The sequence below is a fragment of the Streptomyces sp. NPDC033131 genome (genome assembly GCF_055578365.1).
This window is the reverse complement of sequence record NZ_JBVIPA010000004.1, coordinates 257,418-275,747: the sequence shown is the minus strand read 5'-3', so window position 1 is coordinate 275,747 and position 18,330 is coordinate 257,418. Positions and strand designations below refer to the sequence as shown.

Below are 18,330 nucleotides of genomic sequence, written 5' to 3'. Positions count from 1 at the left end.
CACGGACGAGGTAGGGCCGATGACTGGGAGCTCCCAGGACGCACAGCCGAAGCCCGGACGGCTGGCGGCGCTGCTGATCGACGCCTCGACGGAGGCGATCAGCGCGGCCGGCGGCCATGCGGGAGGCGTCTATCTGCGCTCTTCCACGCCCGGACTGCTGCGCCTGGCAGTGCTCACCGGGCTGCCAGGCCCGCTGTTCCGTCCCTGGTGGCGGCTGCACATGGACAGTCCGTTCCCCGTCGCGGACGCCCATCGGCTGGGCGTCCACGTGGTCCTGCCGAACGCCACCGAGACGATGCGCCGATACCCCCAGTTCTCGGCCGGCCTGCCGTTCCAGTTCGGCTCCCTCTACGCGCCGGTCGTGGCCGGTTCCCACGCGTACGGCGTCCTCACCGTGCTGCGCCCCTCCGTCCACGACGCCGCCGAGCTGCTGCCCGAGTGCGACCGCCTGGTTCGGCTGGCCCAGGATCTGGGCGCGGCCCTGCGGAGTCTGGACGAGGACGAGGCGGCCCCGCTCCGCTGGGACCGGGAGCCGCTGTGCGCGCGGACGCCGGTCCGGCGTCCGCCGCTCGCGCGCATCGGGCGTTTCCTGTGGACGCCGGAGACGGGCCTCGTGACCGGGGACACGGACCTGCACGTGCTGCTGGGCGTACCGCCGACGCAGTTCGCCGGGACCGCGCAGGCGTTCGCGGACGCCGTGGCCCCCTCCGAGACGAACCGGATCCTGCTCGCCTTGCGGGACACGGCCGTCGGCAGACCTCCGATCCTGCCGCTGTACCTGCGGGCCGCGGACGGCGGACTGCGGCTGATGGACCTGTGGAGCCCGTACGAGGCGACCGGCCGCTCCCCCAACGAGGCGACCATCCCGGCCGCCGTACCGCCGCAGGCGCGTCCGGTGCGGGGCATCGTGCTCGACCCGGGTCTCGGCGCCACCGCCGACGCGGCGGCCGACCTGCTGCCGGACGGTGTGTTCTGCATGGACCGGGAGGGCCTGGTCGTCTACGCCAACCCGCGCGCCGCACAGCTGCTGCACCGGCCGCGGACCGAGCTGCTGGGCCGGGCCCTGTGGGACGCCGTGCCGTGGATCGGCCTGCCGGACGTCGAGGACCATCTGCGCGGGGCCCTGCTGTCGCCGGACCCGGTGCACTTCCATGTCGAGCGACCCGCCGCGGACACCGCCGAGTTTGCGCCGCGGCCCTCCGAGGGAGACTGGCTCGCCTTCTCCGTGCATCCCGGCCCGGACCGCCTGACCTGCACGATCCGTCCGGCGAGCCGGGTGGCGGACACCGCCCCGGCCGCCCTCACCACCGGGGACGGTCTCGCCCCGCCGGCGCCCGTGTACCGCCCGATCGTCCTCGCGATCGCGCTGACGGAGGCGGTCACCGCCCGCCAGGTGTCCGCCGTGGTGATGCGGGAGCTGCTGCCCGCGTTCGGCGGCCGCCGGCTCGCCATCTACCTGCTCCAGGAACGGCACCTGTATCTGGCCTGGGAGAGCGGCTTCCCCTCCGGGTTCCTCGCCCCGTTCGACGGGGTGGCGCTCGACGCGCGGCTGCCCGGCGTCGAGACGCTCACCACCGGCCGTCCGCTCTTCTTCGACTCCATGCAACAGCTGGCCGCCGCCTATCCCGGCATCCAGCTGGATGCCGAGGAGGGCGCCCGCGCCTTCCTGCCGCTGATCGCCTCCGGCCGCCCGGTCGGCTCCTGCATCCTGGGCTTCGACCGGTCCCGCAGCTTCAGCACCGAGGAACGTACGGTCCTCACCGCGCTCGCCGGGCTCATCGCCCACGCCATGGACAAGGCGCAGCGCTACGAGACCGAGGCCGCCCTCGCCCGCGGACTCCAGCAGGCCCTCCTGCCCCGGCGGCTGTCCTCGCACCCGCGGGTGGAGACGGCGGGGCGCTATCTGCCCGGTACCCAGGGCATGGAGGTGGGCGGGGACTGGTACGACGTCGTGGAGTCCGGCGACGGCCTCGCGCTGGTCATCGGGGACGTGCAGGGGCACGGGGTGCAGGCGGCGGCGACCATGGGGCAACTGCGCAGCGCCGTACGGGCGTTCGCACTCGGCGACCGGCCGCCCGACGAGGTCATGAGCGGCACCAACCACCTCCTCATCGACCTCGACCCCGGGCTGTTCGCGAGCTGCTGCTACATCCGCCTGGACCCCGCCACCGGCATGGCCCGGGCGGCCCGTGCCGGGCACCCGCCCCCTCTGCTGCGCCGCCCGGACGGCCGCACCCACGTCCTTGACCTGCCCGGCGGGGTGGTGCTCGGCGTGGACCCGCGCGCCCGCTACCCGGTGACGGAGCTGCGCATGGACCCCGGAGCCATCCTCGCCCTCTACACCGACGGCCTGGTCGAGAAGCCAGGCGGCGACATCGACGACGGCATCAGCGCCCTTCGCGTGGCCCTGGCCAGGTTCGGCGCCCCCGCCGTCCGTCCGGGCGGCCGCGCGCTGGCGGGCGTGGCCGACCGCCTCACCACGACGGCCCGTCACGCCGTCGACCGCCCCGACGACATCGCCCTCCTGCTCGCCGCACGCCGTCCCGCGCGGTGAAACCGACAGGTGTCCGGGGCGGGTCACACCCCCGGGCGTCGGGAGTTGGGGCTGTCATGCCCTGGGCCCCCTCGCCTCCTGTGGGCCCGGCAGTGTAGACATGGGCACATGGTCCGGCCCTTGGGTCGATCCGGGGCGTCGACCCGTCGCCCCAGCGGTCCGCACCCCTCACCCGCGCCCGACCGCGCTCCCGGAGCGCCCGACGGGCATCCGCGGCGAACCCGGCGACAGCCGGGCGGTCCGCCTCCCCGACGGCAACACGGCGGGGGCCGGCCGGGGCTGCCGTCGGCTCTCGGCGGGCGCAGCGTCGCCGGACAGGTGTTCGTCCTGCAAGTGGTCATCGTGCTGCTGCTGGTCGTGGCCGCGGTGGTGGCCCTGGTGCTCCAGGTACGACACGACAGCACCAAGGAGGCCCGCAACCGTTCGGTCGCCGTCGCCGAGGCGTTCGCCAACGCGCCGGGCACCCGCGAGGCGCTGCGCTCCCCCGACCCGTCGGCGGTGCTCCAGCCCCGCGCCGAGGCGGCCCGCGAGGCGACGAAGGTGGACTTCATCGTCGTCATGAACACCGACGGCGTCCGCTACAGCCATCCCAAGCCGGACCGCATAGGCAAGAAGTTCGTCGGGACGATCGCCCCGGCACTGGCCGGGAAGACCGTGACCGAGGAGATCACCGGAACGATCGGCCCGCTGGTGCAGGCCGTCGTTCCCGTGAAGGCCGACGACGGCACGGTGGTCGGTCTGGTGTCGGCCGGGATCACGACCGAGAGCGTGGGCGGTGCCGCCGACCAGCAGCTTCCGCTGGTGCTGGTCGCCGCCGCGGCCGGGCTCGCCCTGGCCACGGCGGGCACGGCGCTGGTGAGCCGGCGGCTGCTGCGGCAGACGCACGGTCTGGGCCCGCACGAGATGACACGGATGTACGAGCACCACGACGCGGTGCTGCACTCGGTGCGCGAGGGCGTGCTCATCGTCGGCGACGAGGGCACCCTGCTGCTCGCCAACGACGAGGCGCAGCGACTGCTCGACCTGCCCGACGACGCCGAGGGCCGGCATGTGCTCCACCTCGGGCTCGCCCCCGACACGGCCGGTCTGCTGGCCTCGGGACGGGTCGCCACGGACGAGGTGCACCTGGTCAAGGACCGGCTGCTGGCGATCAACCAGCGGACCACCGACACCAAGGGCGGCCCGCCCGGCACCGTCGCCACCCTGCGCGACTCGACCGAGCTGCGCGCCCTGTCCGGCCGGGCCGAGACGGCCCGAGAGCGCCTGAACATGCTGTACGACGCCGGAGTGGCCATCGGGACGAGCCTGGACGTGACCCGTACCGCCGAGGAACTGGCGGAGCTGGCCGTGCCCCGGTTCGCGGACTTCGTCACGGTGGACCTGTTCGACGCGGTGCTGAGCGGCGGCCAGCCGCAGGCGACGACCGCGCTGAGCCGGACAGCCGTGAACGGGATCCGCAAGGACGCCCCGCTGTATCCGGTCGACGAGCGGATCCGGCTCGTCGACACCTCGCCCCAGGCGCGCGCCCTCGCCACGGGGCAGGCCGTCGTCGAGCCGCGGCTGAGCGAGGCCGCGGGCTGGCAGGCGCAGGACCTGGAGCGTTCCGCCCAGGTGGTGGCGTACGGCATCCACTCACTGGTCGCGGTGCCGCTGCGCGCGGGCAGTCTGGTGCTGGGGGTGGTCAGCTTCTGGCGGTCCGAGAAGCCCGAGCCGTTCGACGTGGACGAGGTGGCCCTCGCCGAGGAACTGGTCGCCCGGGCCGCGGTCTCCATCGACAACGCGCGCCGCTACACGCGCGAGCACACCATGGCGGTGACACTGCAGCGCAGCCTGCTGCCCCGCAACCTGCCCGAGCAGGACGCCCTGGAGATCGCCTACCGGTATCTGCCCGCGCAGGAGGGTGTCGGCGGCGACTGGTTCGACGTGCTGCCGCTGTCCGGTGCCCGCGTGGCGCTCGTGGTGGGTGACGTCGTCGGGCACGGGCTGCACGCCGCGGCCACCATGGGACGCCTGCGGACGGCGGTGCACAACTTCTCCGCCCTGGACCTTCCGCCGGACGAACTCCTCGCGCTCCTGGACGAGCTGGTCGGGCGCATCGACCAGGACGAGGCCGCGGAGGGCGCCAACGCCCCCGTCACCGGGGCGACCTGCCTGTACGCGATCTACGACCCGGTCTCCCGGCTGTGCACGATCGCCAGGGCCGGCCACCCGCCGCCCGCCCTGATCCACCCCGACGGCAGCGTGGAGTTCCCGGAGGTGCCGGCCGGTCCCCCGCTCGGGCTCGGGGGCCTGCCCTTCGAGACGGCCGACCTCGAACTGGCCGAGGGCAGCCGCCTCGTGCTCTACACCGACGGGCTCGTCGAGGACCGGGAGCGGGACATCGACGTGGGCCTGGAACTGCTGCGCACCGCGCTGGAGGGGGCCGGCCGGTCACCCGAGGAGACCTGCCGGGGCGTCCTCGACTCCCGGCTCACGGCCCGGGCCGGCGACGACATCGCTCTGATCGTGGCGGGCACCCGGTCGCTGGCCGCCGACCGGATCGCGGAATGGCAGGTGCCGGGCGACCCGGCGGCGGTCGGTGAGGTACGCGCCTCGGTCAGCCGTCAGCTCGCCCGGTGGGGGCTGGACGAGCTGACGTTCACGACCGAGCTGATCCTGAGCGAGCTCGTCACCAACGCGATCCGTTACGGCGGCGACCCCATCCACGTCCGCGTGCTGCACGACCGGACCCTGATCTGCGAGGTCTTCGACAGCAGCAGCACCTCGCCGCATCTGCGGTACGCGGCCATGACCGACGAGGGCGGCCGTGGCCTGTTCCTCGTCGCGCAGCTCTCCGAGCGCTGGGGCACCCGCTACACGCCCCAGGGCAAGGTCATCTGGGCAGAGCAGCCCCTCCCTTGATCCACGAGGCACTACTCATAAAGTGACCTTATGAGCTCATAGACCGGACCCGCGTACCAACTAAGGCTTGCCTTAGCTTAGGCTTCCCGACGAGACGCCTTGTCACCGCTCGAAGGGAACCTGACCATGCCCCGCCCCCTGCGGGTAGCAATCGTCGGAGCCGGCCCCGCCGGGATCTACGCCGCCGACGCCCTGCTCAAGTCCGACGTGGCCGCCGAACCCGGCGTGTCCATCGACCTCTTCGAGCGGATGCCGGCCCCGTTCGGCCTGATCCGTTACGGCGTCGCCCCCGACCACCCCCGCATCAAGGGCATCATCACGGCCCTCCACCAGGTGCTCGACAAGCCGCAGATCCGCCTCTTCGGCAACGTCGACTACCCGACCGACATCAGCCTGGACGACCTGCGGGCGTTCTACGACGCCGTGATCTTCTCCACGGGCGCGACGGCCGACCGCGAGCTGTCCGTCCCCGGCATCGAGCTCGACGGCTCGTACGGCGCCGCGGACTTCGTGTCCTGGTACGACGGCCACCCGGACGTGCCGCGCACCTGGCCGCTGGAGGCCGAGAAGGTCGCCGTGCTCGGCGTCGGCAACGTGGCGCTCGACGTGGCGCGCATCCTCGCCAAGACCGCGGACGAACTGCTGCCGACGGAGATCCCGCCGAACGTCCACGACGGGCTCAAGGCCAACAAGGCCCTGGAGGTCCACGTGTTCGGCCGCCGTGGCCCGGCGCAGGCGAAGTTCAGCCCGATGGAGCTGAGGGAGCTGGACCACTCCCCCAACATCGAGGTCATCGTCGACCCCGAGGACATCGACTACGACGCGGGCTCGATCGAGACCCGGCGCGGCAACAAGCAGGCCGACATGGTCGCCAAGACCCTGGAGAACTGGGCGATCCGCGACGTCGGCGACCGGCCGCACAAGCTCTTCCTGCACTTCTTCGAGTCTCCCACGGAGATCCTCGGCGAGGACGGCAAGGTCGTCGGCCTGCGCACCGAGCGCACCGCCCTGGACGGCACGGGCAACGTCAAGGGCACCGGCGAGTTCAAGGACTGGGACGTCACCGCGGTCTACCGCGCGGTCGGCTACCTCTCCGACAAGCTGCCCAAGCTGCCCTGGGACCTCGACTCGGGCACGGTTCCGGACGCGGGCGGCCGGGTCCTCCAGGAGAGCGGCGAACCCCTGCAGTCCACGTACGTCACGGGCTGGATCCGGCGCGGCCCGGTGGGCCTCATCGGCCACACCAAGGGCGACGCCAACGAGACGGTGTCGAACCTGCTGGCCGACTACACCAACGGCCGTCTGCAGACGCCGGGTTCGCCCGAGCCGGAGGCGGTGGACGCGTTCCTCGCCGAGCGGGACGTCCGTTTCACCACCTGGGAGGGCTGGTACAAGCTGGACGCCGCCGAGAAGGCGCTGGGCGAACCCCAGGGCCGCGCGCGCGTGAAGCTCGTCGAGCGTGAGGACATGCTCAAGGCGAGCGGCGCGTAGGACGACGACAACGGCCTCGACGGTGCCGGATGCATTGCCTCCGGACCCGTCGAGGCCGTTTTTTCGTTGCCCCCGATGCCCCCGATGCCCTCGATGCGCCCGGGTCGGGTTCTCCGTCACCGGCCGCCGGCCGGGCTCCGCAGGACAACGCGCCCAGCGGGGCCTTCAATGGGAAGCATGGGTGTTCGGTGCAGGACAACACACCACGTCAGGACGGCAGCCGCCGCAGTGGCCCTGGCCCCGCTCCTCCTCGCGGCCCCCGCCACCGCCGCTCCCCCGCCGCAGCCGCCCCCGCAGCTCACGCAGCAGGACGTGGACGACGCCGTCGGCAAGCTGGACGGCATCGTGCGGGACGGGATGGAAAAGACCGGCGTGCCGGGCGTCGCGGTGGCGGTCGTGTACAAGGACCGGGTCGTCCATGTGACGGGCTTCGGGAAGCGGCAGGCCGGGCTGTCCGCGGCGGTCGGGCCCGACACGGTGTTCCAACTCGCCTCGCTGTCCAAGCCGTTGGCGTCGACTGTCGTGGCCGGTGCCGTCGGCGACAAGGTGATCGACTGGGACGACCCCGTCGCCGGACACCTGCCGGGCTTCGCCCTCAAGGACAGGTGGGTGACCGGGCACGTCACCGTGGCCGACCTGTTCGCGCACCGCAGCGGACTGCCGGACCACGCCGGTGACCTCCTCGAAGACCTCGGCTACGACCGGTCGTACATCCTCGGCCACCTCCGCCACGAGCCGCTGACACCGTTCCGCGCGAGCTACGCGTACACCAACTTCGGGGTGACGGCGGCCGGCCAGGCGGTCGCGAACGCCAAGGGCACGACGTGGGAGAAGCTCTCCGAGGACACCCTCTACGATCCGGCCGGCATGAACACCACCAGCTCCCGCTTCGCCGACTACGACAAGGCCGGCGACAAGGCCGTCACCCACGTCCGGGCCGCCGACGGCACCTGGCAGGCGAGGTACGTGCGTGACGCGGACGCCCAGGCACCGGCGGGCGGCGCGAGTTCCACCGCCCGCGACCTGTCCACCTGGCTCCGGCTGCAACTGGCGAACGGCGAACTCGGCGGCAAGCGGATCATCCCGGCCGAACCGCTGGAACAGACCCACGTCCCCGCGGTCGTCTCCCAGCCGCCGCCCGCGCCGGCCGGCCGCACCGGCTTCTACGGCCTGGGCTGGAACGTCAGCTACGACGATCTCGGCCGCCTGCGTCTGAGCCACTCCGGCGCCTTCGCCCTGGGCGCGAACACCAACGTGACCATGCTGCCGGGCGAACAGCTCGGGATCGCCGTGCTCACCAACGGCGAGCCGGTCGGTCTCGCCGACTCCATCGCCCTGAACTTCTTCGACACCGCCCAGCACGGCAAACCGACCGCGGACTGGCTCGACCTGGCCGCCGGTCTCTACGAGCAGCAGGAACAGGAGGGCCGCTCCCCCACCGACTACGCCAAGCCGCCCGCGGACGCGTCCGAGGCCCGCGCAGACAGCGCCTACACCGGCACCTACGCCAACGACTACTACGGCCCCCTGACCGTCACCGCGGCGAACGGCACTCTCACCATGCGGCTCGGCCCCCAGCCGAAGACGTTCCGCCTGACCCACTACGACGGCGACACGTTCAGCTTCCAGACGACCGGCGAGAACGCCACCGGCCCGTCCGGCGTCACCTTCCGCGACGTCGGGGACGGGAAGGCGACCCGGGTGACCATCGAGGCCTTCGACGAGAACGGACTCGGCACGTTCACCCGCGAGGAGCCGTGAGCCGTGGTGAACAGGGCCCGCCCCAATGCGGATGGTGAGCGGGCCCCGTTCGAGAAGTCATTGTGGCGGGGCCACCGCGGGCGGGGCAGGAGTGAACCGCTCCTGACGGGTGCGGAACGTTCGCGCCCCGAGTGCGCGCGGGCTACGGGAGGATCGAGTCGACGTATCCGCCGTCCACCCGCAGCGCGCCACCGGTCGTGGCGGAGGCCTGCTCGGAGCTCAGGTAGACCACGAGGTTGGCGATCTCCTCGGGCTCGATGAGGCGTTGGAGCAGCGACTGGGGACGGTGGTCGCGCATGAACACGCGCTGGGCGTCCTCCCAGGGCAGGTCGCGGTCGACGAGTTCGTACACGAAGTCCTCCACGCCCTCCGTGTGGGTGGGCCCGGCGATCACGGAGTTGACGGTGACACCGCTGCCGGCCGCCTCCTTGGCGCAACCGCGGCTGACCGCGAGCAGCGCGGTCTTCGACATGCCGTAGTGGATCATCTCGGCCGGGACGGCGACGGCCGAGTCGCTCGCGATGGAGAGGATCCGGCCCCAGCCCCGGTCCCTCATCCGGGGGAGATACGCCCGGATCAGCCGGACGCCCGCCAGAACGTTGATCTCGAAGTAGCGGCGCCATTCGTCGTCGCTGATCTCCAGAGCGGGTTCGGGCCCGAAGATGCCGAGGTTGTTGACCAGGATGTCCACGTCGGGGAGCGCGTCCACGGCCGCGGCGGCGCCCTCCTCGGTGCCCAGGTCCGCCGCGACCGGCACGAACTCCCCGTCAGGTAGCCGCGACCGCAGTGCGTCGACGCTCTTGTCCAGCCGGTCGGCGCGGCGGCCGTTGACGCCGACACGCGCCCCGGCGCGGGCGAGGCCCGCGGCGATCGCCGTGCCGATGCCCTGGGAGGAACCCGTCACCAGTGTGGTGCGCCCGGTCAGGTCGAGTTTCATGACGTCACTCCCTCTCCCGCGGTACGGTCGGCCGCCGTGCTCCTGCCCACGATCGCCGACGATCCACGTCACCGCAGGCGGGAACACCACCGCGGGACACCGCCCGCGCGTGTCCACGGGCCGGACCCCCGGTTGATCTCCACCCACCCGCGGCGACGATACTGGCACTCGCACCCGCCCCCACTCACAGATGGATCCATGCCAAGTTCCCCCACCGACCGCCCCACCACTCCCCCCACCCTGTGGCCGGCCCGCGGTCGCCATGTCGGCCCCGGCGCGGCCGACGTGCTCCGCCACCGCCTGCGGAGTCTCAAGGACGACGAGGTCCTCGACGACTTCGCGGAACTGCCCGCGGCCGAGGACGCCCCGGAGCGGATCTTCGAGGCCCGATGGCGGGCGCCGGGCGAGGTGACCGTGCGCGCCCGGCTGACCCTCGTACCCGAAGCCGACGACGCGTCCCGGTGGACGCTGGTGGCGGAGGCCGAACAGCGCTGGGACCAGTCCTGGCCCTCGCCCGCCACCATGTTCTGGCCCGACACACCGGACGCCGCCTGGGACCACGAGGCCGTCACCGGCCTGCCGTTCCGCGACCTCACCCCGCTGCCGTCGGACGACAAGGCCATACGGCGGCTGTTCAAGGACGCCGTACGCGGCTGGGCCGTCCACGTCGTCGTCCACGAGGCCATGACCCCCGACGAACGCGGTCGCCGTCCGCTGTCCCGGCTGCTGCCGCCGAGCCTGCGGCACCGCGTGGTCGAGCACCGGGCGGCCCCGGACCAGCTGCGGGTCGTGAACTGGGCCCTGCGCGGCCTCAAGGTGGAGGTGCCGCGCGGCGGGGCCGTGATCCTGCCCGGACAACCGGTGCCGCCCGGCTACCACGACGGTGACTTCGCCGTCCGCAGCGTCTTCCTCGACGGGTCGGAGCCTACCGAGCTGATCGAGACCGTGACCCGCTACACCGAGCTGCCCAGGCCCCTGCCGGAGGGTGCCGACGAGGCGCTCACCGCGCTGCGGGAGCAGTGGCAGTTGCTGACTCTGGAGGAGGAACTCGCCCACGAGCGCGCTCTGGTGGCCAGGTACGCCGAGGCGCTGGAGGCCATGACCAGGTCGCGGGACCTGTACCGGGAGGCCGCCGAGCGGGCCAACGAGGCGCTGGCCGCCTACCGCGAGGCGGTGCCGGGCCCGGCGCCCGACGGCTCGGCCGGTGCGCCCGCCGGATCCGCCCTCCAGCAGCTGACCCGGACGTTCGAACGCCTCAAGGGCTCCAGCAAGGCCCTGCGCCCCACCCGGGCGGAAGGCGACGGTGAGGTTCCGCCGGACACGTCCGGGCGCGAGGTCAGCTGAAGAGCGGGAAGCGGTCGGCGTCCGGTCCCAGGGCGCCCCGTTCCGCCTCCGTGAGGGATGCGCGGCCGGTGGCCGCGCGGGCGTACTGCTCGTCGCTCCACCCCAGCGGGACGGGCCGTCCCAGCAGGCCGTCCAGTGTGGCGCGGACGGCGGCCAGGCCGGTCGGCGCCGGCCCCGGGGCCGCGGGCAGCCGGGCCACCAGGTCGAGGTGGTGGATGCTCGCCTCGACGGCGAGCGTGACCATCAGGTCCCCGGCGGTCAGGACATGGCCCTGCGTGGTGACGCGGTCGTCCGGCCGGGCCGCCGCCGCGGCGGTCACGGTGGCCGCCGTGGTCTCCAGGTACAGCTCCTTCAGCTGCCGGAAGTCGGTGAACATGCTGGCAGCCACCCGGTTCCGGCGCCGCCCGTCGGCCGCGCCGGCCGGATCCGGTGCCCACTGGCGCCAGTAGGTGACGGCATCGCGGTCGGCCGGCCCGCTGGCGGGCGTGTGCAGGGCCACCAGTGCGCGCTGGGCGTCCGCGACACAGTGGAACACCAGATCGCGGACCGCCCAGCCCGCGCAGTCCGTGGGCAGCCGGGACTCCTCGTCCCCGAGGGGACGGACCACGGCGGCGAAGGCCTCGTAGGCGGCTCGCAGAACCTCGGCCGGGTGGTCGCGGTTCACGTGATGCGCAGTCATGACGGCAGCCTGGGCAGGCGGCGCGGGGCACGCGGCGACGTTTTCAGTCGGTGATGCGGCTCGCCTCGGCCATCGGGCGCTGCGCCGGGGCGTTTCTCGGCGACCGCGGCGACGTCAGGCGGGCCAGCAGGGCCGTCAGCGCGGCCAGGGACGCGCACACGGCCGCCGTACCGACGAGCCAGTCCGGGGCGAGGGAGAGGTCCAGGGCCCGGGAGAGTCCCGGCGAGTGGAAGCGGCTCTCGAACAACTGGGCCGCGGCCGGCCCCGCCGGGACCAGCACGGCCACCGCGAGCAGCGGCACGGCCGGCCGCGCGCTCAGCAGGAGGGCCAGGAGCAGGCACAGGGCGGACACGCCGAGGGCGAACCCGTAGACGCGCAGGGACGCGCCGTCGCGGTGCGGTGGGAAGCAGAGCAGCGCGCAGACGGCGAGGGCGAGGGCGGCGAGCCGGCCGGGCCAGAACGCCGGCCGTGCCGCCCGTGCCGGGGTGCGGCGGGGCCGCGGGCCGGAAACGGGGTCCGGCCGGGGACCGTCGGCGGCGGGTCCGCCGTCCTCGTCGGCGGACCGCGAGCTCGGCCGTTCCTCCTCCTCCGCCTCCGCCGGCGAGGAGGGTTCCACCGGCCGCTCCGCGGCGAGCCGGCCGATGAGGTCGACGAGTTCCTCGACGGGCCGGCCGGTCGCTGCCGCATGTACCGCCTCGTGGCCGCAGTGCGGTTCCAGCGGGCTCCGGTGCAGCAGGGCCACCAGCCGGCTCACGTCCTCCAGCGGACGGCACTCGGCCGCGGCGCGCATCGCCTCGTCCGCGCTGTCGGCGTCGCGCGGCGGCCGGGTCAGCAGGGCGGCCAGCCGGGTGACGTCCTCCACGGACCGGCCGACGCCGACCGCGCGCAGTGCGGCGACGGTGGCCTGTGCGTACTCCGGCGATCGTTCCAGCAGGGTGACGAGGTGGACGACGTCCTCCAGGGACCGGTCGGCCACGACGGCACGGACGAGTTCGCCGACCGGATCGCCGTACGACGACGCGACGGTGGGGCCGGCCGGTTCGGCGGGGGTTATGCCGGCTCCGTTCGAGTGGGCTTCTGGTGGACGGGTCGTCATCCTCGGCTCCAGGGGAAGGGTGCGGTCGCTCCTGCGTCACCGACGTGCGACATGCGACGTTACGGTGACCATTACTAGGCGTCCCTGCCGCGGCGTGCCACTTGGGTGACCCACTGGTATGAGCGCCGCGTCCGGCAGGCCATACCGGGGCCGTATCCGGGAATCCGACAAGGGACGGGCGCGCGGTGCCGCCCGCCGGACGAAAAGGGGGGCGGGCCGTGGACTCGACCACAACGGTGATCGTCGTCGCCGCGGTACTCGCGGCAGTGGTACTGGCCGTGGCCGTGGTGCTGCTGGTCCGGCTGGTGCGGGCCCGGCGCAGTCTGCGGCGGGCGGGGCTGCCGACCGGGCCACGCTGGGTCTTCTGGGGCGCCCTGCTGTACTTCGTGCTGCCGACCGACCTGCTGCCCGATCCGGTGTATTTGGACGACATCGGCGTACTGCTCCTGGCGCTGCGCACACTGCGCGCCTCGCCCGCGACGCCCGAGCGCGGCGCACCGAACGGGACCTGACTACGCACCGTAAGGAAACCAATCACCCGTTCGATTCGTATAAGTCTCTGGAAGCCCGAGGAAGTCGGCGGACCGAGCGAGGCCGCGGGGTGACCGTCGTTTGATCGAGCAGCACCGGCGAGGGAGAGACGATGCAACCGTTCGCGCTCAACTACGCACGTCCGGCAGCGGAGTTGGAGGCCACCACTCCGTTCGTCTATGACTCCGGACTGCAGTTGAACGTGCTCTTCGACGGGCGGATCGCCGCCCGCGACCACGGCCTGATGAGGGAACTGGGGACCACGACCTCCACCGCGGGCTCCAAGACGCACTTCGACGACTGAACACGGCGCGGCCGAAATGACCGTGTTGATTCTTACCTGCGAAGAGGACGTGACCGCCGACATGGTGGTCGTGCACCTCCACGCGACGGGGGTTCCGGTGGTCCGGCTCGACCCCGCCGACCTGACCGGCGGGGTGGCGCTGTCCGGCGAGTTCGTGCACGGCAGGTTCCGGGGCCATCTGTCGTCCGGGGGGCGCCTGGTGAGCCTCGAGGGGCTGCGGTCCGTGTGGGTGCGCAGGCCGGGGATCCCGGCCGCGCGGGCGGCGGCGCCCTCCGCCTGGCTGACCGAGGAGGCCTCACAGGCGCTCTACGGGATGCTCCGCGGCTGCGGCACGCGCTGGATGAACCATCCCGACGCGGCGCGCCGGGCCCGCCACAAGCCCTGGCAGTTGCGGCTCGCCCAGCTGTGCGGTCTGCCGGTGCCGGCCACCCTCATCACGACGTTTCCGCAGGCCGCCCGCGAGTTCTCGGAACGCTATCCGGATCTGGTGGTCAAGCCGGTCTCCGGTGCCCATCCGCAGGACCCGCCCCGGGCGGTGCCGACCAGCCGGGTCGCCCCGGACGCCGACTTCTCCGCCGTCGCGTTCGGGCCGACGCTGCTGCAACGGCGGGTCGCCAAGCGGGCCGACATCCGCCTGACCGTCGTGGGCGAGGGGCTGCTGGCCGCCCGCAAGGCCGTCGCCGACGACGCGGAACCCGACGAGGTGGACGTCCGGTTCGCGTCGAACACCGAGCCCTGGCGTCCCGTCGAGGTGCCGCCGCGCGTCGCCGCGGCGGCGCGGGCTTACGTCCGGGACGCCGAACTGGCCTATGGAGCCTTCGACTTCGCCGAGGACGCGGACGGGATGTGGTGGTTCCTGGAGTGCAATCAGTCGGGGCAGTTCGGCTTCGTCGAGGTGGAGACGGGCCAGCCGATCGCGCACAGCGTCGCCGAGTGGCTCGCCCGACCGGGCCCGCGGCCACGGGCCCACGTCAACGGCGCCGACTCGGCGGTGCGCTGAGTCCCGGTCAGTAGGGCCGCGGGCCGGGCAGGGCCGCCCGCTGCCAGCCCGCGCCCGGGGCGGCCTGGCGGTCGGTGGGGAGGGGGGAGCCGAGGGAGGACTGCAGCGGTCGCATGACGTACTCCAGTTCCCTGGTCACCCGCTCGGCCTCCCTGCGAGTCTGAAGGGGAATGTCGCCGCGCTCCGCGACGAGCCGGTCGTAGATGGGGGAATCCTGGAACACCCGTCAACGCGCCTTTCGTGTCACTGCCCATGCAGTTGGGCACGAATGTCGAGTGTAGGCGCCTCCGCACACGGACACACACATTCCGGCGCGGGGCTTGACGTCAACGCCGGTTGCCGTTCGGGTCAGGCCCCGGTCGTGGATCCGGGCCGGACGATCATGAGGACGGTGACGGTCGCCCACTGCAGTGGCTGCTGCGGGCACGGGTCCGGCGGGCCCAGTACCTGCTGGAGAACAGCGACCACCCGGTGGAACGGATCGCGCGGCAGGCGGGGTTCGGCTCGCCCACCGCCTTCCGCGAACGGTTCCGCCGAGTGGTCGGCACCACCCCGCAGGCCTATCGCTCCGCATTCCACGGAAAGACGGATGCCGTCCCGGCAGCACACTCCTAGCCCGTCGGCGGCCGGGACGGCACGGTGTCAGACCGCCAGCCGCAGACCGCTCTCCCCGTCCGGGTCGGCGGTGGTGGCCGGCGTGCGCCCGGCGTCGGCCAGCAGGACGTCCGCCTTGGCGACCGCGTCGTGGATGTCGGCGGTCCCCATCATCACGCACAGCGTGTAGCTGACGTCCTCCAGTTCACGTGCCGTGGCTTCCCTTTCCCTTTCCGCCTGAGCGATCCGCAGCGATGCGTAGCGAGTCAGCAGCTTCCTGACGACCTTCGGGTCCGGAACGAGCACGTAGCGCCCCTCTCTCGATTTTCGCTGCGTATGCCCGAACCCCGACGGACCATTCACATCCGCCACCCTTGAGGCCTCATTTGGCTCGATTTCGTTACGTTCCGGTCCCTGCGGCAGCCGGTCGACGAACTCGAGCGCGTCACTCGCCGAGCGAGCGTGGCGGGCCTGTCGTCACTCCCCGAGCGCGCGGGCGAGTTCGGTGGTCGCCCGGGCGAGCTCGGTGTCGTCCTCGTCCATCAGCCGCCGCAGGACACCGCGGCGCTCGCGAACGGCCTGGCGCGCCTCGCGCTCCCACACGACGGGGTTCTCACGGTGGTTGAGCAGCTTGGGATAGACGGCGGCCGTGCTCTCCCACTGCCGGGCGTCGGCGATGCTCTTGAGCAGCTGGATGATCTCGGCCCGGCAGGTCACGTGCGGGAGCTGGGCGAGTTCCCACAGGAAGGGGACCGTTGCGGCGGTGGCCTGCTCCACCACGAAGCCGTACTGGCAGATGCGGGTCCGCAGGTCGGCGAGAGCGGCCCGGGCGGTCTCGGGGTCGCCCCAGGCGACGCTGCCCAGGAGCAGGGGGATGGCCGCCGCGCAGCCGGTGGAGTCCTGGATGTCTCGCCACGGCACCCGTTCGAGTGCCATGAGGGGTGCGGTCCTGGCCACCCCGGTCGGCGGCACGTGGTGGTCGGTGCGCTCGGTGCTCGATGGGTGCGTCGGAGCGGTGCGCATGGCGTGGGGCCTTTCCGCGGCGGTCAAGGGACGGTCGTCTCAGGGGGGAGGGCAGGCCGACAGCCTGGCCCAGACGGTCTTGCCGGCCGGAGGCTTGAGGGTCCAGCCCCACTCCTCGGCCAGGGCGTCGACGATGCACAGCCCACGGCCGTGCTCCCGCAGGTCGGTGGCGTCGCCGTCGGTGAACTCGGGCGTGTTGTCACCCGAGTCCGAGACGGTGAGCAGGACATGGCCGGGGTCGAGCAGGAGTCCCAGCCACACCTCCGGCTCGCCCGCCGCGGCGCGCGGCACCGCGTGCGCCACGGCGTTGGCGGCCAGTTCGGTGATCACCAGGACGGCGTCGTCGCTGCGGTGGCCGAGTGACCAGCAGTGCAGGGTGTCGCGGGTGAAGGCGCGGGCCAGGGCGAAGCCTTCCCCGCTGCATCTGATGCGCAACGCGGCGAAGTCCGCGGCCTCGCTCGGGGGCGTGGCCCCCGGCGTGGCTTGCTCGCTCGGGGGCGCCTGCCGAGGCAGAGACGGAGGCCCGGCGGTGACGGCCGCTCCACCCGCTCCCGGCGCAGCCCGGCCCGGCTCCCGGATCATGTGGTTCGCAGGTGACGACACGGCATCTCCCTGATGCGACGTCAAGACGGGGCGTCTCCCTGGGGGTTGACGCCGCAGCTATTATCCACGCTGAAAGCGCCCGCATGCAATTGCACGAGAAATTGCACGTAAAGAATGTGTGGGGCGGGAGGGGTCGATGACACACCCGACCCGGCCTTCCGGGGCAGCCGGGCGCAGCGCCCGGCGAGGAACGTGAGCAGCAAGGAGAGTGTGGTGCCACCAGTGCAGAACGGAGTGCGGGCGAGCTCGTTGGACGCCCGTTGGATCAAGAGCCGGCACAGCAACGCCGAGGGCAACTGTGTCGAAGTGGCCACTCTGGGCGACGGCGGCGTCGCCGTGCGCAACTCCCGTCACCCCGACGGGCCGGCCCTCGTCTACACCCCGGCGGAGGTGGCGGCGTTCGTCGCGGGCGCGAAGGAGGGCGAGTTCGACCACCTGCTGTGAGGGCTTCTGCCCGGCCGGGGTCAACTCCCTTCTGTGTTCGGGTGGATGCGCTGCGACACGGCGGAGTGCGATAATGTGGGTCGTCTCTATGTCGGTTCCCTGGGAGTTTGGATGTCCGCCGAGTCGCAGCGCATCTCCCGACTGCAGCCGTATCTGGACCGGTCCGAGCCGGCTCCGACACTACTGAAGATGCTGGTCGGCGTGCAGTTGGCCGGTTTCCGCGAGGACGCCGGGTACGCTCAGGAGCAGGCGGCGCGGGCCCTCGGGTTCAGCGCGGCCAAGCTGTCCCGCATCGAGTCGGGCAAGGGCCGCCGGCCCCCGGCCGAGAGCGACGTCCGCGCACTGCTGGAGTTGTACGGCACCGAGGACTACGAGGCCTCCGTGCTGCTCAAACTGCTCGAGCGTGCCGGTGAGCCGGGATGGTGGCAGCGTTACGACAAGCGGCTGATGCCCGAGTGGTTCGACCGGCTGGTCGGCCTGCAGGAGGCGGCCGCCGCGATCCGTACCTTCGAGATCCAGTACGTTCCCGGCCTGTTGCAGACCCCGGACTACACGCGGGCGGTGGTCGAGCGCGGCCTGCCCGCCGCGGCCGCGGCCGAGGTGCGGCGCCGTGTGGAACTGCGCACCCGCCGGGCCGAGTTGCTGCTGCGGGCCGACGCTCCTCAGCTGTGGGCGATCATCGACGAGTCGGTCCTGCTGCGCGTCCTGGGCAGTAAGGACGTGATGCGCGAACAGCTCGAACACCTCGTCGAGATGGCCGAGCGACGGAACGTGACCGTGCAGATCGTGCCGTTGGACGTCACGAACGCCTCGGCGCCGTCGATCCCGATCACGTATCTCCGCTTCGGCGGACTGGACCTGCCCGACGTGGTCTACCTCGAGCACATCAAGAGCGCGAACTTCCTCGAGGACCGTGACGAGACGGAGGAGTACCGGCTGGCGCTGGACCGGCTGGCCGACGAGGCGCTGGAACCGCGGGATTCGCTGGAGCTGCTGCGACAGACGATGAAGCAGCGCTACGGCGGATGAGACGGGGCACGGCCCATGACAACGCCCCTCAAGAAGAGA

Annotated in this window: 17 protein-coding genes and 1 pseudogene; 11 read left to right on the top strand and 7 right to left on the bottom strand. The window is 72.5% G+C overall.

The genetic code is table 11. The features are described from left to right. The first annotated feature begins 19 nt into the window (after nt 1-19). From ACZ5XS_RS08515 to ACZ5XS_RS08500, 4 genes are all read left to right on the top strand, one after another. Nucleotides 20-2,554: a SpoIIE family protein phosphatase gene (locus ACZ5XS_RS08515; protein ID WP_468649038.1), complete on the top strand. Its 2,535-nt coding sequence runs from the start codon at nt 20-22 to the stop codon at nt 2,552-2,554. Nucleotides 2,555-2,662: 108 nt separating this feature from the next. Next, nucleotides 2,663-5,455: a SpoIIE family protein phosphatase gene (locus ACZ5XS_RS08510; protein ID WP_468649036.1), complete on the top strand. Its 2,793-nt coding sequence runs from the start codon at nt 2,663-2,665 to the stop codon at nt 5,453-5,455. A 126-nt stretch (nt 5,456-5,581) separates the two neighbouring features. Then, nucleotides 5,582-6,946, top strand: a complete 1,365-nt coding sequence (locus ACZ5XS_RS08505; protein ID WP_468649034.1) for an FAD-dependent oxidoreductase — start codon at nt 5,582-5,584, stop codon at nt 6,944-6,946. 168 nt (nt 6,947-7,114) lie between these two features. After that, a complete protein-coding gene (locus ACZ5XS_RS08500) occupies nt 7,115-8,707 on the top strand; it encodes a serine hydrolase (RefSeq protein WP_468649032.1) in 1,593 nt (530 codons plus the stop codon). A gap of 142 nt (nt 8,708-8,849) precedes the next feature. Here ACZ5XS_RS08500 and ACZ5XS_RS08495 read toward each other — a convergent pair whose 3' ends face one another. Next, nucleotides 8,850-9,644, bottom strand: a complete 795-nt coding sequence (locus ACZ5XS_RS08495) for an SDR family NAD(P)-dependent oxidoreductase (protein WP_468649030.1) — start codon at nt 9,642-9,644, stop codon at nt 8,850-8,852. 198 nt (nt 9,645-9,842) lie between these two features. On the opposite strand from ACZ5XS_RS08495, the gene ACZ5XS_RS08490 reads away from it, so the two are divergent. Further along, a complete protein-coding gene (locus ACZ5XS_RS08490) occupies nt 9,843-10,988 on the top strand; it encodes a hypothetical protein (protein WP_468649029.1) in 1,146 nt (381 codons plus the stop codon). On the opposite strand, the gene ACZ5XS_RS08485 is transcribed toward ACZ5XS_RS08490, so the two are convergent. After that, nucleotides 10,981-11,667, bottom strand: coding sequence for a maleylpyruvate isomerase N-terminal domain-containing protein (locus ACZ5XS_RS08485; RefSeq protein ID WP_468649027.1), 687 nt, complete (start codon nt 11,665-11,667; stop codon nt 10,981-10,983). The two genes, ACZ5XS_RS08490 and ACZ5XS_RS08485, sit on opposite strands and share 8 nt — an antisense overlap. Before the next feature lie 43 nt (nt 11,668-11,710). Continuing rightward, complete coding sequence (locus ACZ5XS_RS08480; RefSeq protein ID WP_468649025.1) at nt 11,711-12,763, bottom strand: hypothetical protein; 1,053 nt, start codon at nt 12,761-12,763, stop codon at nt 11,711-11,713. Between the two features lie 218 nt (nt 12,764-12,981). On the opposite strand from ACZ5XS_RS08480, the gene ACZ5XS_RS08475 reads away from it, so the two are divergent. The 3 genes from ACZ5XS_RS08475 to tgmB all read left to right on the top strand — a co-directional run bounded on the left by ACZ5XS_RS08475 (nt 12,982) and on the right by tgmB (nt 14,598). Next, nucleotides 12,982-13,275 (top strand): DUF1232 domain-containing protein, encoded by a 294-nt coding sequence (locus tag ACZ5XS_RS08475; protein WP_468649023.1) that lies wholly within the window; start codon nt 12,982-12,984, stop codon nt 13,273-13,275. A 131-nt stretch (nt 13,276-13,406) separates the two neighbouring features. Beyond that, the gene (tgmA, locus tag ACZ5XS_RS08470) at nt 13,407-13,598 is read left to right on the top strand and encodes a putative ATP-grasp-modified RiPP (RefSeq protein ID WP_217237956.1); all 192 of its coding nucleotides are present in this window, start codon (nt 13,407-13,409) and stop codon (nt 13,596-13,598) included. 16 nt (nt 13,599-13,614) lie between these two features. After that, complete coding sequence (gene tgmB, locus ACZ5XS_RS08465; RefSeq protein WP_468649021.1) at nt 13,615-14,598, top strand: ATP-grasp ribosomal peptide maturase; 984 nt, start codon at nt 13,615-13,617, stop codon at nt 14,596-14,598. Nucleotides 14,599-14,605: 7 nt separating this feature from the next. On the opposite strand, the gene ACZ5XS_RS08460 is transcribed toward tgmB, so the two are convergent. Continuing rightward, nucleotides 14,606-14,821 carry a hypothetical protein gene (locus ACZ5XS_RS08460; protein WP_468649019.1) on the bottom strand — a complete coding sequence of 72 codons (216 nt, stop codon included), beginning with the start codon at nt 14,819-14,821 and terminating at the stop codon, nt 14,606-14,608. Between the two features lie 179 nt (nt 14,822-15,000). On the opposite strand from ACZ5XS_RS08460, the pseudogene ACZ5XS_RS08455 reads away from it, so the two are divergent. Further along, a pseudogene (locus ACZ5XS_RS08455) lies at nt 15,001-15,213 on the top strand (helix-turn-helix domain-containing protein); the annotation flags it as partial. A gap of 27 nt (nt 15,214-15,240) precedes the next feature. On the opposite strand, the gene ACZ5XS_RS08450 reads toward ACZ5XS_RS08455, so the two are convergent. The 3 genes from ACZ5XS_RS08450 to ACZ5XS_RS08440 all read right to left on the bottom strand — a co-directional run bounded on the left by ACZ5XS_RS08450 (nt 15,241) and on the right by ACZ5XS_RS08440 (nt 16,797). Next, the gene (locus ACZ5XS_RS08450) at nt 15,241-15,498 is read right to left on the bottom strand and encodes a DUF5133 domain-containing protein (protein ID WP_468649017.1); all 258 of its coding nucleotides are present in this window, start codon (nt 15,496-15,498) and stop codon (nt 15,241-15,243) included. 171 nt (nt 15,499-15,669) lie between these two features. Beyond that, nucleotides 15,670-16,215 (bottom strand): hypothetical protein, encoded by a 546-nt coding sequence (locus ACZ5XS_RS08445; RefSeq protein WP_468649015.1) that lies wholly within the window; start codon nt 16,213-16,215, stop codon nt 15,670-15,672. Nucleotides 16,216-16,254: 39 nt separating this feature from the next. Beyond that, a complete protein-coding gene (locus tag ACZ5XS_RS08440; protein WP_468649152.1) occupies nt 16,255-16,797 on the bottom strand; it encodes an ATP-binding protein in 543 nt (180 codons plus the stop codon). A 234-nt stretch (nt 16,798-17,031) separates the two neighbouring features. Here ACZ5XS_RS08440 and ACZ5XS_RS08435 point away from each other — a divergent pair, with 234 nt between their 5' ends. Next, nucleotides 17,032-17,262: a DUF397 domain-containing protein gene (locus ACZ5XS_RS08435; protein ID WP_217237951.1), complete on the top strand. Its 231-nt coding sequence runs from the start codon at nt 17,032-17,034 to the stop codon at nt 17,260-17,262. 111 nt (nt 17,263-17,373) lie between these two features. Beyond that, entirely contained in the window at nt 17,374-18,291 is a 918-nt protein-coding gene (locus ACZ5XS_RS08430) for a helix-turn-helix domain-containing protein (RefSeq protein WP_468649013.1), read from the top strand. Nucleotides 18,292-18,330 lie beyond the last annotated feature (39 nt).

Coding starts and splice junctions, on each gene's coding strand:
- ACZ5XS_RS08515 (WP_468649038.1), top strand. CDS start 20: ATGACTGGGAGCTCCCAGGACGCACAGCCGAAGCCCGGACGGCTGGCG.
- ACZ5XS_RS08510 (WP_468649036.1), top strand. CDS start 2,663: ATGGTCCGGCCCTTGGGTCGATCCGGGGCGTCGACCCGTCGCCCCAGC.
- ACZ5XS_RS08505 (WP_468649034.1), top strand. CDS start 5,582: ATGCCCCGCCCCCTGCGGGTAGCAATCGTCGGAGCCGGCCCCGCCGGG.
- ACZ5XS_RS08500 (WP_468649032.1), top strand. CDS start 7,115: ATGGGAAGCATGGGTGTTCGGTGCAGGACAACACACCACGTCAGGACG.
- ACZ5XS_RS08495 (WP_468649030.1), bottom strand. CDS start 9,644: ATGAAACTCGACCTGACCGGGCGCACCACACTGGTGACGGGTTCCTCC.
- ACZ5XS_RS08490 (WP_468649029.1), top strand. CDS start 9,843: ATGCCAAGTTCCCCCACCGACCGCCCCACCACTCCCCCCACCCTGTGG.
- ACZ5XS_RS08485 (WP_468649027.1), bottom strand. CDS start 11,667: ATGACTGCGCATCACGTGAACCGCGACCACCCGGCCGAGGTTCTGCGA.
- ACZ5XS_RS08480 (WP_468649025.1), bottom strand. CDS start 12,763: ATGACGACCCGTCCACCAGAAGCCCACTCGAACGGAGCCGGCATAACC.
- tgmA (WP_217237956.1), top strand. CDS start 13,407: ATGCAACCGTTCGCGCTCAACTACGCACGTCCGGCAGCGGAGTTGGAG.
- tgmB (WP_468649021.1), top strand. CDS start 13,615: ATGACCGTGTTGATTCTTACCTGCGAAGAGGACGTGACCGCCGACATG.
- ACZ5XS_RS08445 (WP_468649015.1), bottom strand. CDS start 16,215: ATGCGCACCGCTCCGACGCACCCATCGAGCACCGAGCGCACCGACCAC.
- ACZ5XS_RS08440 (WP_468649152.1), bottom strand. CDS start 16,797: ATGATCCGGGAGCCGGGCCGGGCTGCGCCGGGAGCGGGTGGAGCGGCC.
- ACZ5XS_RS08430 (WP_468649013.1), top strand. CDS start 17,374: ATGTCCGCCGAGTCGCAGCGCATCTCCCGACTGCAGCCGTATCTGGAC.